At 72.1% G+C, this 16,402-nt stretch carries 11 protein-coding genes; all 11 read right to left on the bottom strand.

Annotation, left to right across the window (positions count from 1 at the left end; genetic code table 11):
• Window positions 1–422 precede the first annotated feature (422 nt).
• Window positions 423–1,379, bottom strand: coding sequence for an acyl-ACP desaturase (locus tag ACFU9E_RS25720; protein WP_380683266.1), 957 nt, complete (start codon window positions 1,377–1,379; stop codon window positions 423–425).
• Between the two features lie 216 nt (window positions 1,380–1,595).
• A complete protein-coding gene (locus ACFU9E_RS25715; RefSeq protein WP_380683268.1) occupies window positions 1,596–2,567 on the bottom strand; it encodes an EcsC family protein in 972 nt (323 codons plus the stop codon).
• 196 nt (window positions 2,568–2,763) lie between these two features.
• Window positions 2,764–3,732, bottom strand: a complete 969-nt coding sequence (locus ACFU9E_RS25710; RefSeq protein WP_380683269.1) for a GlxA family transcriptional regulator — start codon at window positions 3,730–3,732, stop codon at window positions 2,764–2,766.
• A complete protein-coding gene (locus ACFU9E_RS25705; RefSeq protein WP_380683270.1) occupies window positions 3,729–4,313 on the bottom strand; it encodes a cysteine hydrolase family protein in 585 nt (194 codons plus the stop codon). Before ACFU9E_RS25705 ends, ACFU9E_RS25710 begins: the two co-directional genes overlap by 4 nt.
• A gap of 240 nt (window positions 4,314–4,553) precedes the next feature.
• Window positions 4,554–5,780: a TIGR02679 family protein gene (locus ACFU9E_RS25700; RefSeq protein WP_380683271.1), complete on the bottom strand. Its 1,227-nt coding sequence runs from the start codon at window positions 5,778–5,780 to the stop codon at window positions 4,554–4,556.
• Window positions 5,777–9,862: a TIGR02680 family protein gene (locus ACFU9E_RS25695; protein WP_380683272.1), complete on the bottom strand. Its 4,086-nt coding sequence runs from the start codon at window positions 9,860–9,862 to the stop codon at window positions 5,777–5,779. The genes ACFU9E_RS25700 and ACFU9E_RS25695 overlap by 4 nt, the downstream gene beginning before the upstream one ends.
• Before the next feature lie 16 nt (window positions 9,863–9,878).
• Entirely contained in the window at window positions 9,879–11,093 is a 1,215-nt protein-coding gene (locus tag ACFU9E_RS25690; protein WP_380683273.1) for a TIGR02678 family protein, read from the bottom strand.
• Entirely contained in the window at window positions 11,090–12,610 is a 1,521-nt protein-coding gene (locus tag ACFU9E_RS25685; RefSeq protein ID WP_380683274.1) for a TIGR02677 family protein, read from the bottom strand. Before ACFU9E_RS25685 ends, ACFU9E_RS25690 begins: the two co-directional genes overlap by 4 nt.
• A gap of 280 nt (window positions 12,611–12,890) precedes the next feature.
• Complete coding sequence (locus tag ACFU9E_RS25680) at window positions 12,891–13,748, bottom strand: phospholipid scramblase-related protein (RefSeq protein ID WP_380683275.1); 858 nt, start codon at window positions 13,746–13,748, stop codon at window positions 12,891–12,893.
• A gap of 356 nt (window positions 13,749–14,104) precedes the next feature.
• Window positions 14,105–14,722: a hypothetical protein gene (locus tag ACFU9E_RS25675; protein WP_380683276.1), complete on the bottom strand. Its 618-nt coding sequence runs from the start codon at window positions 14,720–14,722 to the stop codon at window positions 14,105–14,107.
• A 292-nt stretch (window positions 14,723–15,014) separates the two neighbouring features.
• Entirely contained in the window at window positions 15,015–16,358 is a 1,344-nt protein-coding gene (locus tag ACFU9E_RS25670) for a GH1 family beta-glucosidase (RefSeq protein ID WP_380683277.1), read from the bottom strand.
• Window positions 16,359–16,402: the final 44 nt, after the last annotated feature.

The following is a 16,402-nucleotide window of genomic DNA, read 5'->3' as shown; positions in this document are numbered from 1 at the left end:
TGGCACGCTGTTGAGTTCTCAAGGAACGGACGCTTCCTTCGAGCCGCCTTCCAGCGGGCCCTCCGGGCGCTTCGTTCTTTCGTGTTTCCAGCTTATCAGACGTTTTCCGCTCCGTTTCCGGCGCTTCCTTCGCCCAACTCCCTGGTGTCTTCTGCGGCTTGACGCCCCGTCCGACGTTCCAAACTCTAACCGATCCCCGCTCCGAAAAGCGAATCCGGCCGCAATCCAATAAAACGCGCACACCACATAAGCACCGGGCCGCAACGCGAGCATGCGAAAGCGACCCGGTCCGAACCGAGAAGTGTGTTTCAAAGGATTGGCCACCCCGGGACCGTCCGCGCCGATGCGTGTCCGGTACTCCCTGTCGAGCGACTGGGAGACTCTATCCCTACTTCCGCGTCTGATCCAAACGCCCCGGCAGGTCAGCCCTTGGCCGCGGCCCGCCGGGCACGGATCGCCGCCTGCCGTTCGTCGAACCGGGCCGCCTGGGCGGCCAGACCGTCGAGCATCAGTCCCAGCTCCGTCTGGGCCTTCAGCCCGTCCGGCCCCAGTCCGCCGGCCTCCATCACCTTGAGATTGCGCAGGACGGGCAGCAGCACGTCATCGAGGTGGACGCGGAGGTTGTACACACCGTCGACGGCGATCCGGGCGGCGGCGCGCTCGAAGCCGGGCATGCCGTGGCCGGGCATGCGGAAGTTCCTCACCACCTCGTTGACGGCCTGCATCGCCTGGTCGGGGGCGAGTTCGAACGCGGCTCGGAGCAGGTTCCGGTAGAAGATCATGTGCAGGTTCTCGTCGTTGGCGACCTGTGCCAGCATCCGGTCACAGACCGGGTCGCCCGAGGCGTGCCCGGTGTTGCGGTGCGAGATGCGGGTGGCCAGCTCCTGGAAGGCGACGTACGCGACCGTGTGGAGCGGCGAGTGCCGGTTGTCGGAGACGAAGCCGTTCTGCATGTGGGTCATACGGGCGCGCTCCAGCTCCACCGGATCGACGGCCCGGGAGGCGATGAGGTAGTCGCGCAGCACCATCGAGTGCCGGGCCTCCTCACTCGTCCACTGGTGCACCCAGGTCCCCCAGGCCCCGTCCCGGCCGAACAGGGTCGCGATCTCATGGTGGTAGCTCGGCAGGTTGTCCTCCGTCAGCAGGTTCACCACCAGCGAGACCCGGCCGACCTCGGTCAACGGCGACTGCTCGACCGCCCACGCCTCACCACCGAGCGGCCCGTCGAAGTCCCGCCCCCGGCTCCAGGGCACGTACTCGTGCGGCATCCACTCCTTGAAGACCCGCAGATGGCGGTTGAGCTCCCGCTCGACCACCTCCTCCAGGGCCTGCAGAAGTCGGGCGTCGGTCCACCGGGTGTGGGAGGCGGTGCTGCTCACGGTTCAACTCTCGATCGACGAACAAACCTACGGTTCCGTAGGTAACGCCACCGTAGGTTCGCCACCTGACCGCTGTCTGGGGCCCTTCGACCCCATTCGTCACAGCCAGGGCCCGTTCTTGCCGAGCCTGGACCCGACCGATCACACGCCGGCGAGAACCCCGCGTCGGCCGTACACCGATCACGGAGGAGGCGTCGCGTCCCCGGCGGCCATCCACTACGTGGCGTCGGCCTCGGGGTCGTCGTCCCGATCGGTCGTGAGTGCGGTCGGCAGCGGAAGCCCGTACTTGTCGCACAGGAACCGGGTCTGGCAGTACCGCTGGGCGTCGGTGGCCACGCGGCCGAGGACCGCGGCATTCACGCCGGCGCCGATGAGGACACCCACGATCGGCACGACCTTGGCGACGTCCTGCACCGACGCCTTGGAGCCGGCCGGCCCGAGTTGCTTCATCAACTTCTCGATCGCGGCGAGAAGTTGATGATCCTGACGCAGCTTGGCCGACCACCTCACCCGTCCCTTGACCGCGTTCGCCGCCCTGGCGGTGTCGCGGAGCGGCTCGACCTTGGTCGCCTGCGCCGCGAAGGACCGGCGTACCAGGCGTTGGATGAACATCTGCTCGGCGGGGTCCTTGGCGTCGTAACCGTAGGAGTACGCGATGCGCGTGGCTATCGACGCGCTCATGACCTGGACGACGAGGATGTCCGCCGTCATCGCGACGGGTATGCCGGCGACGGGGACCATCGCCAGCAGGCCCATGGCGCCACCCTCGAAGGCGCCGGCGGTCCGCCAGGTGAGGGTGTTGAAGGTCAGCAGCCGGTCGCAGACCTTGAGGTCCTGCTGCCGCAGGTCGGTGAAGCTCTCGATCTCGAAACCCCGCTTGCGGGCGAGCTTCTCGACGCTCCTCGGGTCGTTGAGCTCCAGGGCCCAGTCGTTGACCAGCTCGAGCATCGCTGTCGCGGCCCCGAGCGCCGGCCGCACGGCCCTTTCGGCGACCGCGCCGCCCGCACGACGTATCGGTTCCCTGACCGCCTCCGGCACAGCGCCCGCCACTCGATGCGCGGCGTTTCCCGCGACCTCACCGGTCCGACCGAGCGCCGCGCTCGCCCAGTTCGGCAGGCCGCGGCGGTTGTTGCGGCGCTGCCAGTGCTCGTTGAGTGCGTCCCACACCTGCCCCTCGTACGCGCTCATCGCGGTTGCACCGCCGACGAGCGGGTCAGCGTAAGTGCTCACTCAGGTTCTCCAGTTCGGCTGCCATCGATGGGTCACGATGTTCTACCAGCCGGCATGGGAACCCGAACAGGCCGTCCACGAACACCCGGGGAACCTCGGGCGGCGTGAACGGGCTGTCCTTGCCGCAAAGCCCCGATCGGCAGCCACGGGCCGATCAGGTCAACGATCCGGCCGAGGAGTCGACGTGCCCTGCCGCCGCGTCCGCTCCGCGAACGGCTCCGGCGCGGGCGCGCAGGCGGCGGAGCATCCGGGCGTCCTGGAAGCCGGCGGCGCGGGCGGCGGCCTCCGTGGTGGCGCCGTGCGCGATGAGGTGCTCGGCCCGCTCGACGCGCAGTTCCTGCTGGTAGCGCAGCGGGGTGAGCCCGGTGGCCTCGGTGAAGTGGCGGGTGAGGGTGCGTTCGCTGACGCCCGACGCGCCGGCGAGGTCGGCGAGGCTGAGCCGGTCGGTGAAGCGGGCGTCGATCAGGTCCTGCACCCGGTGGACGGCGTCGACCAGGTGGGCGCGGTGCCGGAGCATCGCGCTGACCTGCCGCTCGTCGCCGTTGCGCCGCGCGTAGACGACCATCTCCCGCGCGATCCGGGCGGCCGCCGCCGGCCCGTGCCGGACGGCGACCAGGTGCAGGCTCAGGTCGATGCCGCTCGCGATGCCGGCCGAGGTCACCACCCGGTCGTCCACCACGTACAGCACGTCGCGCACCACGACCGACCTCGGGTGGCGGCGGGCCAGTTCGTCCTGCAGGTCGTGGTGCGTGGTGCAGCGGCGCCCGTCCAGCAGCCCCGCCCGGCCGAGCGCGTCCGCACCCGCGCAGACGCTGGCGACCGTACCGCCGGCCGCGTGGTGGGCGGCCAGCCGCTCCAGCGTCGCCGGGGAGAGGTCCCCGTGCGCCCGCAGCGTCGACGCCCGCCAGCCGGGGACGACGACCAGGTCCTCCGGTGTGAGCCGCGGCCACTCGACGGAAGCCCGCAGCGTGAGCCCCTGCGCCGTGGGGACGTCCTCCTGCTCGGCCACGTAGCCGACCGCGTAGCCGAGCCCGTGGTCGGCCCCCGTCGAGAAGACCTGGGCGGGCCCGGCGAGGTCCAGCAGGTGCAACTGCGGGACCAGCAGGAAGACGACACGGGTCACGATCCGGTCAGCTCCTTCACGGTGGTGACGGTGGCGAAGCGGCCCGCCAGAGCGTACTCGGTGCGGGCGATGACCTCCTCCGTGGACAGCGTGCGGGGATCGGCGAGGATCTCGTCGAGGCTGCGCCCGGGCGGCGCGTCACGGTGCTCGATCGGATGGGTGGCGGTCGCGTCGACCACGAACGTGACCTCGTAGCCGAGGTCGGCCGCCACCCGGGTGGTGGTCTCGCAGCACTGCTCGGTGCGGATGCCGCTGACCACCAGTTCGCGGATCCCCTGCTGGGTGAGCAACTGCTGCAGGTTGGTGGTGGTGAACGCGTTGTGCGAGGTCTTGGTGACGACGGGCTCGCCCTCCACCGGCTCCAGCCCCTCCATCAGGCGGACGTGACCGAGAGCGGGGTCGAACACCGTCCCGGTGCCGGGCTCGGCGTGCAGGACCCAGACGACGAGGTCGCCCTTGGCCCGGGCGTGCTCGACGAGCCGGGCGACCTGCCCGACGATCCCGGGGTTGGAGACGGCCGCCCAGTTCTCGCGGCGGCGGAAGGATTCCTGGACGTCGATGACGAGGAGTGCGTTGGTCATGCCCCGATCCTCACCGCTCCGGGGTGCCCGGGCGTAGACCCCATCGGGCCCGGATGCGGAACGATCCGGTCACAGCGGTGTCGCCGCACTCGGCTGTACCGCCCGCCGCGCCCGGTGGGCGGCGGTCAGGTCGCGGTACCAGGTGCGGGAGGCTCGGGGGGTGCGGCGCCGGATGGCGAAGCCGACGTGGACGGGGCCGAAACGTGGTGGTAGCCCTCGGCCCTTCGGGGGGCTGCCCGGCTATTCGTGACAGTGGTCTGCCAGGTCGTCCAGGAGAAGGTCCGCAACCACCTCCTCGACCACTGCTGTCCGCAGTCCGGCCATCGCCTCGACGAGTGCCGCGTCCCACGGTGCGGGCGTGAGGCGCCCCGGCGCGGGGCCCGAAGGGAACGTTGTCGCAGCGGCCCTGTAGTCGTCGGCTCCCATCCGCCAGGGAACGGCTCCGGTCTTGGCGAGGACGTGGGCCGCTATGCGGATGCCCTCCCCGTCGAAGTCACCGTGGTAGTGCAGGGATGCTCCGTCGTCGGCGAGTCGGCGCAGCAGGTGGATCACGGCGGTGTTGGGCCACCCGGACGTGCAGACGAGTGGCGGGCAGCGGCGGCCGAATCGCCGCAGTGTCAGGGCGAGCACGCTGGGGTTCTCGGTGATGTGCACCGGCCCCGCGGGTCCGGTGAAGTCACCGGGCGTGCGGAGCTGGGCGAGCGTGAGGCTGACGGGGTGGCCGGCGTCGGCGCAGATCCGGGAGATCTCGGCCACTGGGCCCTCTCCCCCGGGGCGGAGGCCGACGGCGAGCACGCCGGCGGACAGCTCGTCGTCGGCCACGCCGGCTCGGCTCCAGAGCCCGCGTCGCCCCTCGGCGCTGTCCGGCATGTCGGTGCCGTACAGCACCGCCAGCGCCCGCAGGACCAGGGAGGACAGCCGCGTCCCGTCGTCGAGGGCGTGGGAGTCACCGTCGAGGTGGCGGGCCGCGAGAACCGGCAGCGGATCACCACCGGCCGGGAGCGCCGCGAGGACGGTCAGAGCGGCGCTCAGCAGGCCCCGGGTCCGCTCGGGCGAGCCGTCCACGAGACCGCCGGCCCGCAGGTGGCCGACCCAATCCAGCAGGACGGGCTGGGCGGTGACGACGCCGTGGCCGGCCAGCCACTCCCACACGGCGTCCCGTTCGCCGGCCTTGCGTCCGCGCTCGGCGGCCCGGTCGTGGAGCGGACCGAGGATCACGGCCACGACGTCCCGGACCGGCCGGCCGCAGGCGTCCAGCACGGCACCGTCGAGAGCGGCCAACGGGATCGTCGGTTCCGTACCGGGGAGCCGGTCGAGTCCGAGGAGGTCCGCCACTGCCTCCCGGCCCGCGTCGTCGAGCGGTCCGGACCGCACCCGGCTGACAGGACGGCCGGTCGAGAGGCGGTCGTGGACGGCCGACCAGAGGGGGCGCAGTTCGGGGCGGTCGAGCGGATGGCGGTCCGTCATACCGGTTCCTCCGTGTCGGCGTCATCGGGCAGGAGCTCGGTGCCCGTCCAGGTGAAGCGGGCACTGGTGACGGCGTCGTCGCCGTCGCCTCCGGTGATCAACTGGTGGACGGCGATGCCGGAGAGCTCCCGGTAGGTGCACCACTCGTGGTCGGAGGTGAGCACCAGGTCGAGGTCGAGTGCCGCGAGGAGACCGAAGACCTGCCCGCGGTTGACGGTGTCGACGCCGACGAAGACCTCGTCGAGCAGGATCAGCCGCGGAGCCTCCGGCACCGCCTCGTAGTGGGCGGCCACTGCGGCGAACAGCGGCAGGTGGAGGGCGATGGCCTTCTCACCGCCCGAGAGGGCTCCGTGGAGCTTCTTGGTGAGCAGTTGCCACCCGGAGCCGTTGGCACGGTCCAGCTTGACGACGAACTGGTGCCAGGCCGTGTAGTCGAGGACCTCGGCGAGCTGCTCCTCCCACGTCGCCGCCGTGTTGCGGGTCTTGGCCTCCTCGATGCGGCCCCGGAAGAAGGCGTGCAGGGCTTCGCGGTCGGCTTCGGTGATCCGCGCCGGGTCCTTGAGCAGCAGTTCACGGGCCGCCCGGGTGCCTGCGGGCAGGTCGGGGTGGATCTGCCACACCAGTTGGACGGCCACCCGTGAGGCGGTGCGGACCCGTTCGAGGTGGCCGTTCATCCGCTCGACGAGTTCGCCGGCCTGCCGGATCCGGGAGGCGAGGTGGCGACGGGTGTCGCCGGTGAGGGTCCGGTCGAAGAGGCTGCGTTCGGCGGCGGTGATGTCGTCCTGGCTGCGGTCACGGTCGCCGGTGAGGATGGCGAGGAGGCCGCTCGCGCCGACCCGGATGCCGTCGACGGTGGCGGTGAGGACGTGGATGTCCTCCTCGGCTTCGAGTTCGAGATCGGCACGGTTGCTGAGGCTCTGGCGGGCTCGGTGCACGGCCTCGGAGAGCCGGTTCAGCGAGTCGCCGAGGTTCCTGGTGCCGTGCGGCAGGTCGGGCCACGCGGCGGCGGTCGAGCGTGCCGCCTCAAGGGTGGCGCGGGTGCCGTCCACGGCGGTGAGGACGACCCCGAGGCCCGCGTCCTCGGGGAACCCCAGGACGCACAGGCGCCGGAAGCCGTGGGCGGCCTCGTTCCGGACCAGCACGGCCTCATCGCGCCGGCCCGCGTCCTGGGCCGTGGTGGCGCCCAGCGCGCCGATCCGGCCTTCGAGGGCGAGGAGCGACCGGTCACCGGTGGCGATCTCATGGCGGGTCCGGTCGAGCAGCTTTCGGACGTCGCTGATCCGGGCGGCCACTTGGCGGTAGTCCTCGCCGACGGTGCTCTCGACCGCCCGGAGCGCGGATCGGAGCCCGCGGGCGGCGGCCTCGGCGTCCTCGGCCTCGCCCAGACTCTCGGCTGCCGCACCCCGGGACGCCTCGGCGTGGCCGCGGGCGGTGTCCCAGGCCTGCTGGGCGGCCGTCCAGGCCAGGTGCACGTCGAGCCAGACGTCCGCCTGCTCGCGCAGCGCGTCGACCGCCGTGGCGGTCGCGTCCAGGGCGGCGCGTTCGGTCGGCAGGGCGTGCTCGGCCGAGGCGACGGCGAGTACGCGCAGCGCGTCCGCGACCGCCTCCTCCTGCTTCGCCAACCGTTCGACGGCCTCGCGCACGGCGTCCTCGCGGGCTCCCACCTCGGACTCGGAGCGTTCCCGGACCCGTTTGGCCTGCTCCACCTCCCGGTGGTGCGGCCGGGAGCGGAGGTCGGCACCGAGGCGCGTCCGGCGGTCGGCGAGGGCGCGCAGCCTCGTCTCGAAGCCGGTGACGCCGGCCTCGGCCCCGGCCAGTTCGGCGGTGAGTTCCGCGATCCGTCGCTGCCTGGCGCGCTCCCTGGCCGCGGCGCCGATGTGGCTGGACTCCTCCTTGGTCCAGGAGCCGACCACCGTCGCCAGCCGCCAGCTTCCGTCGGCCGCCACGGCGGCCGGGTGGTCCGCCGGGAGCGTGGGGCCGTAGGCGATGCCGGCCAGCAGCCTCTGCACCCGGCCGAACGGCACCGGGCCGTCGGGTTCCGGAGCGAGGACGTCGAGCAGCGAGGGGCCTGGTGCGGGAAGGGCCGCTGCCGGGTCGGCCAGGGTGTCGTGCCCGGCGACGACGAGGCCTCCGTCGGGGGTCATCCAGGCGTCGAGCAGGCCGGCCGCTTCCAGGGCCGCTTCGATCCCTGCCTGGTCGGCAGGCGGCACGTCCGGCCGGAACACGAGCAGTCGCCACAGTGGCGCACCGGGCAGGACCGACCGGTCGGCCGTGCGGGTGCGCGGCGGCACCGGCGGGAGGTCCGCCGCGGCAGCGGTGCGCTCCAGTTCCCCGACGACCAGGTCACGTTGGGCGCGGGCGCCGTCCCGGCCGGCCCGGGCGGTCGTCTCGTCCGCGGTGATGGAGCTCTCCACGGCCCGGGCGGCGGCTTCGACCAGCGCGAGGACGTCGGTCTCGACGGCGGCGCGGGAGGCGACTTCCTCGACGTCGTCGATCAGGAGCTCGGTGCAGGCGGCCGTTGCCCATCGGCGCAGCCGGTCGGCGTGGGCGTCGACGGCCGTCTCGTAGGCGTGCGCGTTCGCCTCTCGCTTCGCAGTCGCGTCGGCCAGCCGTTCGCGCGCCGTGTCGAGGTGCTGCTCCGCCGCCGTCCGGTCGGCGAGGGAACGCTCATGACGCTCGACCGCGGTGCGGACCTCCGCGATCTGGCCGTGCCGCGAGACGACCGCGCCGCGCAGCAGGCGGCGTGCCGTGCGCCCTTGCTCCTGCGCGTCCCCGGACGGCCCCGGTGCGGCGCCGAGCAGCTCCTGCACCTCGGTGTAGACGGATTCCATGGCTGCTCGCCGCGCCGCGCCGCGCGTCTCCTCCCGGGCCGCGCGGGTGTGTTCGGCCCGTTGCTCCGAGCGCAGCCGTGCGTCGTCGGCACGCCCGGCGTCCTCGTCGGCCGCCTGAACCTTCCGGTCGGCGGCGGCGCGGGCACGGGCGGCGGTCCCGACGGCCTGGTCGGTCCTGCGACGGAGCTGGTCGAGCTCCTGCCCCTGCCGGTAGGCCTCGGAGTCGAGCAGTCCCTCGATGGTGCCCTCGATCTCCTGTCGCCGGTGGTCGAGCTCCTCCCGCGCCCCTCTGTCCTCATCGCGCCGGCGCAGGGCTTCGGCGTGCTCCTTCTCGCTCTCCCTGGCGATGCGGGTGAGGTTGTCCATCTCGGTTGTCGCGGAGATGAGCGCCGCCGCCCCGGCGCGCAGGATGCGCCGGGCGTAGCCGCGTTGCTGGACCGCGACGGCGGTGGCTGCGGCCACCTCGTCGTCCAGGGACTTCAGGTGTTCGCGCTGCCGGTCGAGGCGTTCGAAGCCCTCGGCCAGTTCGGTGATCTCGCCCTGGCCGAGCGGGGGCAGGGCCCGGGAGAGCAGGGAGGACAGCAGCGACGGGTCCAGTCGCTCGGAGAGTTTGGGAGTGCGGAGCTGGAGCAGGGCGGTGATCAGGGCGTCGTAGCGTTGCTCGCTCAGCCCTGGGAAAAGCGTGCTCCGGACGGTGTTGCGGTAGTCGGTCGGTGATCCGTGCAGCTCACCCCGGCCTTGCAGGGCTTCGGCCAGGGCGGCGCGGGTGAGCGGCTGGCCCGCGTCGTTGACCAGGGAGGGACCGCCGGGGCGGTCGATCCGCGCGTCGGTGGTGAAGTAGTCGACGGTGACACCCGTGGTGTGCACGCTGGCCTGGAGCCTGGCGCCGCAGGTGAACCGGGCGGGATCGCCGTCGCCGCGGACGAACTCCAGCCACACGTACCCGACGCGGGTCTTGCCCGAGGTGCCCTCGCCCATCAGGTTCCAGTGCATGGTGCGCTCGGAGCCGCCGAAGGTGGACAGCCGGTTGGGGCGCAGGCTGGCGTCGAACAGGAACGGCAGGAGCACCTCCAGTGCCTTGGACTTGCCGGTGCCGTTCTGTCCCCGCAGGAGGAGCCGGCCCTCGTGGAAGGTGAAGGTCTCGTCGTAGTAGCGCCAGACGTTGAGGATTCCCGCCCGGGAGGGCCGCCACCGTGTTGCCCCGGCCGGCGTTCGGAACGTGGCGGGCTGCGGAAGTCGTGTCGCCGTCATCGGAGGTCTTTCCTGGTCAGGTCGCGCGGCCGGCGGCCACGCTGCTGCGGTACCGGAACGCGGCCGGCCGGGGTACCGTGCGGTCGCCGGTCCGGCGGGCGAGGCCGAAGTCGCCGAGGACGCGGACGGCATCGGCCGTGAGGCGCTGGGCGCCGTCCTCCGACTGGTAGCTCTTCGCCCACTGCGGGAAGCGCCGCAGGAGTTCGGCCGCCTCGACGGCGAGCTGCTCCGGTGTGAGCCCGCCCGGAGCGGCGGTCAGCGGTTCCAGCAGGAGCAGGGCGGCGACCCGGGCCGTCGCGGAGTCGTCGGGGAAGCGGCTGTCGGTGGCGATCCCGTCCGGGTCGACGAGCAGCAGGCCGTCGGCCCGTTCCTCCAGCACGAAACCTCCCTGCTCGGCGGCGCGCCGGACGATCTGGCGGCCGGTCGGCGAGGTGAGGTAGGCCAGTTCGTCGGCGCCGAGCTCGTCGTGGTGGAGGACGGGATCGTCGAGGAGCCGCCGAAGCACCGAGTGCCGCAGCCGGAGGTTGCGCTGCGCGTCGGAGGCGTCCGCGCCGCCGTACCGGCTCTCGCGCACGGCGCCCCGCAGGAGTTCCTCGAAGCGCAGCGGCACGTCCTCCGCCGGGACGGCCAGCCGGGACGGTCCGACGGGCGCCGCGAGGAGGCGCATCAGCACCGTGGCGTCCACCCGGTAGAGCACCTTGGCCTTCGCGGAGTCGACGAAGCTCTCCGTGGCGCCGTCCACGGTGAGGAGCGCGCCGTAGGCCTCCAGCAGTTTGAGGACGTCGACGAAGGCCATCCGCTCGGGCCTGCTCGCCGTGTCGAAGGGCGGCAGTGCCTCGTCGGTGGCAGAGGCCCGGACGACGCGGTCGGCGAGCAGGCCGACCGTCGTCACCGGGACCGGAAGCAGTTCGGCCGCGACGACGCACAGCAGGGTGTAGCGGCGGCGGTCGAACGGAGCCCTGCCGGACCGCAGCCGGCGGGCCGGGCGCGAGGCGTCGGGGACGGTCCGGACCTTGAGCAGGCGCGCGTAGCCCAGGCGGGGCTCCACCACCAGCTGCCAGCCGCAGTGGTAGTCGAACCACTTCGTCAGCGGGCCCTGCCGGCGGCGGATCAGCTCGAAGGCCGGCGGGTCGGCGCGCTCGGTGATCAGCGGTCGGCCGAGGAGCAGTCTGATGCCCCGGGCGACGTCCTGCCGCTCGGCCAGGACCAACTGGTTGGCGAGGGTGCTCACGGTGCCTCCTGCCCGGCGGATTCCCGTGCACGGCCCGGGCTCCGGATGTCCACCAGGTAGTCCGGCCCTTCCAGCCGGCCCCGGGGCGTCCGGAGGACGGCCCGTCCGGCACCGGGATCGGGCAGGGGCCGGAGGACGACCTCGACCCGGCCGTCCGAGGTGACCGCCCTCCGTGCTCCGCTGCCGTCCGGTCGCACCGCCAGCGCCCTGCCGAGGAGGTCGAGCAGACGCTCGAAGACGGTGTGGTCCAGCGCGCCGAAGTCGGAGAGCCGCACGGGACCGTCGGTACCCAGGACGTCCCAGGCCGCTTCGAGTTCGGCGCGTTCCTTGCGGGCCCGCTCGGCCCGGGCGGCCTTGATGCCGCCGACATCGCGCACCCTGCCGGTGCGGGTGAACCGCTCGGTGCGGCCGCTGGTGCGCAGCAGGGCCGACACCTCCACCGGCGGGGCCTCGGCCCAGCTGCCCGATGAGGGAACCAACTCCGGGTCGGGGTGGGCGAGATGGGCGTGACGGGCCGATCCCAGGCCGAAGGCGGCCGACCAGAGCCGGTGCAGGTCGTCCTCCGCCGGTGCGGCGGCGAACCAGCGGGCCAGCTCCCGGAAGTCCTGAACGGCGCTGGAGGAGCGGCGCCGCGACTCGGTGATCCGGTCGAGGACCTGCAGGAGCGTCACGATCGCGCGGCGCGCCACATCGTGCAGTTGCTCCACCCGGGGTCGGGCCCCGTCCACCGGCCGGAACCAGGCCTGCAGCCCCTCCCAGCGCGCCCGGCGCCGCTCCAGCCAGGCCGGCGCGGGATCGCCGCCGGCGAGCGGCGGCAGCTCGGCACCCCGCAGCGCCCGCTCGTGCAGCAGGTTCAACCCTTGCCCCTCGACCCGCTCCACGGCGGAGGCGACCGTCTGTCCCCGCTGGTCGAGGTTGACGAGGAACTCCTGGAGGTAGGCCACCGTCGCGGCCTTCACCTCCCGGAACGTCGCCAGGTCCGCGCCCTCGGCGCGCAGCAGGCGCTGCAGCTCGCCGTTGAACGCCTTGGTGTTCGCCAGCAGCGCCTCCAGGTGCCCCTCCAGCTCCTGCAGCGTGCTGAAGACCCGCCGGTCCGAGGACGCGGGGTCCCCCAGCAGGACGTAGAGCTCGTCGAGCCGGTCCGTGATCGCCTCCAGCACGGCCGTCTGGAGCGCCCCGGTCGACGCCAGCACGGCGAGGGCGTGCTCGACCCCGGCCAACGCCGCCTCACCACGGCGGGTCAGCGAGTACTGGAGGTTGCGGCGCTCGTACTCCTCGGCGGTGCGGTAGTTCTCCGCGTGGTTCTGGACCACGTCCAGCAGCTGCCACTCCCGGAGCTTGCGCAGCGCCTCCTGCAGGTCGTCGTCGTGGATCGCGTCGAGCCACCCGACCGTCCTCAGCCGGGCGCGGACCTCGTCCAGCCCGAGAGCGGTCTCCAGCCGCTCGTTGGCCGCACCGAAGGCCTGCAGGATCGCACCGTAGAGTTCGGCCTTCTCCCCCGTCGTGAACCGGAACATCTCCGGTGGCACCCTGCGCAACGACTCCCCTCCGTCCGTCGGGCACCACACTACGCGGCCGGACCGGCAGAGCCGACCGGACCGCCCCTGGTCACCGTGCCCGGCAGACAGTCGACCACCACCGGGCGGAACGCCCCGAGGCCTTGACGGGCAGGGTGTGCACGGCTGGTGCGCGCCGCACCGGCGGAACGCCCCGGCATCAACCGTGGACACCTGCCGGCTTCGTGCCCCACCCCCGGCCGGGGGTGGGGCACGAACAACCAACGGGGTGCGGTCGCGGCTATCCGAGGCCGCGGGCATCCTGCTTCAGTGCGGTGTCCACGGTCAGCGCGGTCGCCACGACGAGGCTGAGCAGCGGGTCGGCGAGCGGGCGGTGGATCTGGAGCACGTAGTTGTCGGCCGTGGTGAACATCGTCTTCGCCAGGCCTTCCCAGGTCTTGGTGATCCGGGCGATCTCGGCGTCCGTCTCGTCGACGATGGAGAAGTTCCAGGCCCGCCAGTTCTCGGCCTTGACGGCGCCGACCTTCCGCCCGCCGACCTCCATCGCAAAGTTGATCTTCCCAATGGCGTTCTGCTGAACGATCTGGCCGACTTCCTGGCCGTTCGGAAGCTGCACGACCACCCGCGACTTGATGAACTTCGCCGGGCGGGTCAGCAGCAGCACCGGGCTGCCGTGCGCGTCACGGATCTCCAGCTTGTGGGTCAGATACTGGTCGAGGGAGGTGAGCAGTCGTACCGCCTTGCGCAGACCGCTCTGGCCGACCTGGACCACCGAGCCCAGCGTGGCGCCCTGCTGGTCGAAGACGGCGTACTCGTTGGTCAGCTCGATCAGCTTGGCCTTCTGGTTCACCACAAGGACCGGCTCGGAGAACAGGGTGCCGCCGCCACCGGAGACCGGGCCGACACCCGCCTGCTGCTGTACCTGGCGCTGCACCTTGGCGTCGCCGACCGGAGCGACCGGCTGCCCGGGGAAGCCGGGAGTGTTCGTGTTCTGGGACATGGCGGGCAGGCTAGGCTCATTCCTCCCCGGATAGCCAGATCGTTCGACCGCCGCGGTTTCGTCCGCGGACCACCGGCTCTTCCCGTGACCTGCAGGTTCTGCGACTGCGAGCGCCGGTTGTCCGCCACCCGACGGCATCGGTATGACCGACGTCACACCCGGGACGCCGACTCCGGGCCCGATCGGGACACCTCAACCACCGTGCGCGTCAAGCCCGGTGAGTGGTGATCAGGTCGCGGTACCAGGCACTGGAGGCCCTGGGGGGTGCGGCGCTGGGTGGCGAAGTCGACGTGGACGAGGCCGAAGCGCCGGCGGCAGCCTCGACCCGTCGAACGCCTGCCATCCTGCGCAGGCCGGCACATCGTCAGCCCAGGGAGAATATCCGGACAGGGGTGACCGACAGTCAGGTGCGCCTGCTCACACGGGTTGTGTCCATCCGACGGACTTCGTCGACGAGGCGGCCGCTGACCACGGGCCCGGGGTGCCCGCCTCGTCTATTGCAGGATGTTGATCGCGCGGGCGATCACCAGGGCAGCAAGGATGAGGGAGGCCGCTGCCTCCACCATCATCAGCAGCTTCGCCCATCGTCTGACGGCGGAGACATCGGCCGGGCTGAACGCCGTGGCGGTCCAGAAGGCCAATGACAGGTAGTCAGCGAACGTCGGCACCCAGTCGGCCGTCGTGTAGGCCGAGTGCTGCATCTCGGGGAACACGAAGCTCGGGCTCGGCTGGAGCGGGTGGGCGCGGGCAGCCGCACCGCCTCGGTCGAGGTCCCAGTACCACAGCGCGAAGGCGATCACGTTCGTGGCCCAGGTCACTCCCCCGGTCGCCAGTAGACCGGTGGCGTTGTCGGCGAACAGCTTGTTGTCGGTCAGGATGTCCACCACCAGGTGGACACCCGCATAGAGGTTGGCCGCGGTGATGAAGCCGATCACGACATCGGTGACCGCTCTGAGCCACCGCTTCTGCCGATCGATCCGCCCCGGGTCACCAAGGATCAGTGCCCCCAGCAGGGTGAGCATGACCACGGGAACCATCCACGCGGGGTCCAGCCGGTACGGGGCGGGCAGCGCCACGTGGAGCATCGCGGCCGTGGCGATCGCCAGTGCCACCGGCCACCAGCGCTCGCCCCGCGCGGCGGCCTGATCGAGTGTCGCCGACGGTGAACCGGCCGGCCCAGGGCTTGATCCCATGCCTCATTGTGCCGACGCCCGCCGCGTGGACCTCGGACGGCACACCAACCCGGACGGGTGGACCAGGTGATCTTCATGGTCCTGCGGCCCTCCGCAGGCCGCTGAGCCATCTGCCGGACAAGCCGCTCGATCACCCGTCAAGACCCTGGCCACCAGTGCCCCGCCTCCCGGGGCTGGACCGTCGCGTTCCACCACGGACCCCGAAGGCCAACTACTTTACGCGGCAATTCCGGTGCGCCGCGATCAGGTCGCGGTACCAGACGTACGAGGCCCTGGGGGTGCGCTGCTGCGTCTCGAAGTCGACGTGGACGAGGCCGAAGCGCTGGTGGTAGCCCTCGGCCCATTCGAAGTTGTCGAGGAGGGTCCAGGTGTAGTAGCCGCGGATGTCGATGCCTTCGGCGGCGGCTTGGGCGAGGGCGTCCAGGTGGGTGGCGAGGTAGGTGATGCGGGGGTGGTCGGGGGCGGTTTCCTCGGTGACGGAGCAGCCGTTCTCGGTGATGGTGATGGGTGGGAGCGAGGTGCCGTACAACTGGCGGAGATCGAGGAGGAGTTGGCGGAGGCCGTCGGGGACGACGGGCCAGCCGAAGGCGGTGTGGGCCGGGGCTTCGGGGATGTCGAGGAGGGTGAAGGGGAGGGTGGGGTCGGTGGGGGCGCCGATGCGGGTGGGGTTGTAGTAGTTGACGCCGAGGCCTGCGAGGGGGGTGGCGGTGATGAGGTCGAGGTCGCCGGGGTGGACGGCGCCGAAGATGTCGTCGGGGACGCCGAGGGCGGAGAGGTCGGGGTAGCGGCCGAGGAGGAGGGGGTCGGTGAAGAGGCGGTTGTGGAGGGCGTCGTAGGCCTGGGCGCCGGCTGCGTCGGCGGGTGAGGACGAGGCCGGCTCGACCGGGGTGAGGTTGTTGGAGATCAGGACGTCGAGGCCGCGCTCGTGGAGGAGGGTGGCGGCCAGGCCGTGAGCGAGGAGCTGGTGGTGGGCCGCCGGGAGGGCCTCGAACATCAGGGTGCGGCCGGGGGCGTGGATGCCGAGGGCGTAACCGAAGACGGTGTGGACGAAGGGCTCGTTGAGGGTGATCCAGGCGGGGACGCGGTCGCCGAGGCGGTCGGCGACGACCGCGGCGTAGTCGGCGAAGCGGTACGCGGTGTCGCGGTCGAGCCAGCCGCTGTTGTCTTCGAGGGCCTGCGGGAGGTCCCAGTGGAAGAGGGTGGGGAGGGGGGTGATGCCGGCGTCGAGGAGGGCGTCGACGAGGCGGTCGTAGAAGGCGAGTCCGGCGGGGTTCACCGGGCCTGCGCCGGTCGGCTGGATCCGGGGCCAGGCGATGGAGAAGCGGTAGCCGTCCACGCCGAGGCCCTGGAGCAGCGCGATGTCCTCGGGCCAGCGGTGGTAGTGGTCGCAGGCGTCCGCTCCGGTGTGCCCGTCGCGGACGGTTCCGGGGCGGGCGGTGAAGGTGTCCCAGATCGAGGGGCCACGGCCGTCTTCGTTCACCGCGCCCTCGATCTGGTACGCGGCGGTGGCGACACCCCAGCGGAATCCCGGCGGTAGGTCGTAGCGGTCCGGCATGGCAGCCTCCCCGGGCAGGAACATGAGGACTGCTCATGTTACTG

The sequence above is a fragment of the Kitasatospora sp. NPDC057595 genome (genome assembly GCF_042800875.1).
Taxonomy (GTDB): domain Bacteria; phylum Actinomycetota; class Actinomycetes; order Streptomycetales; family Streptomycetaceae; genus Kitasatospora.
Note: the sequence above shows the minus strand (reverse complement) of the source record. Positions and strands in the feature narration are given on the sequence as shown.

Coding starts and splice junctions, on each gene's coding strand:
- ACFU9E_RS25715 (WP_380683268.1), bottom strand. CDS start 2,567: ATGAGCGCGTACGAGGGGCAGGTGTGGGACGCACTCAACGAGCACTGG.
- ACFU9E_RS25705 (WP_380683270.1), bottom strand. CDS start 4,313: ATGACCAACGCACTCCTCGTCATCGACGTCCAGGAATCCTTCCGCCGC.
- ACFU9E_RS25700 (WP_380683271.1), bottom strand. CDS start 5,780: ATGACGGACCGCCATCCGCTCGACCGCCCCGAACTGCGCCCCCTCTGG.
- ACFU9E_RS25695 (WP_380683272.1), bottom strand. CDS start 9,862: ATGACGGCGACACGACTTCCGCAGCCCGCCACGTTCCGAACGCCGGCC.
- ACFU9E_RS25685 (WP_380683274.1), bottom strand. CDS start 12,610: ATGTTCCGGTTCACGACGGGGGAGAAGGCCGAACTCTACGGTGCGATC.
- ACFU9E_RS25680 (WP_380683275.1), bottom strand. CDS start 13,748: ATGCCGTCGGGTGGCGGACAACCGGCGCTCGCAGTCGCAGAACCTGCA.
- ACFU9E_RS25670 (WP_380683277.1), bottom strand. CDS start 16,358: ATGCCGGACCGCTACGACCTACCGCCGGGATTCCGCTGGGGTGTCGCC.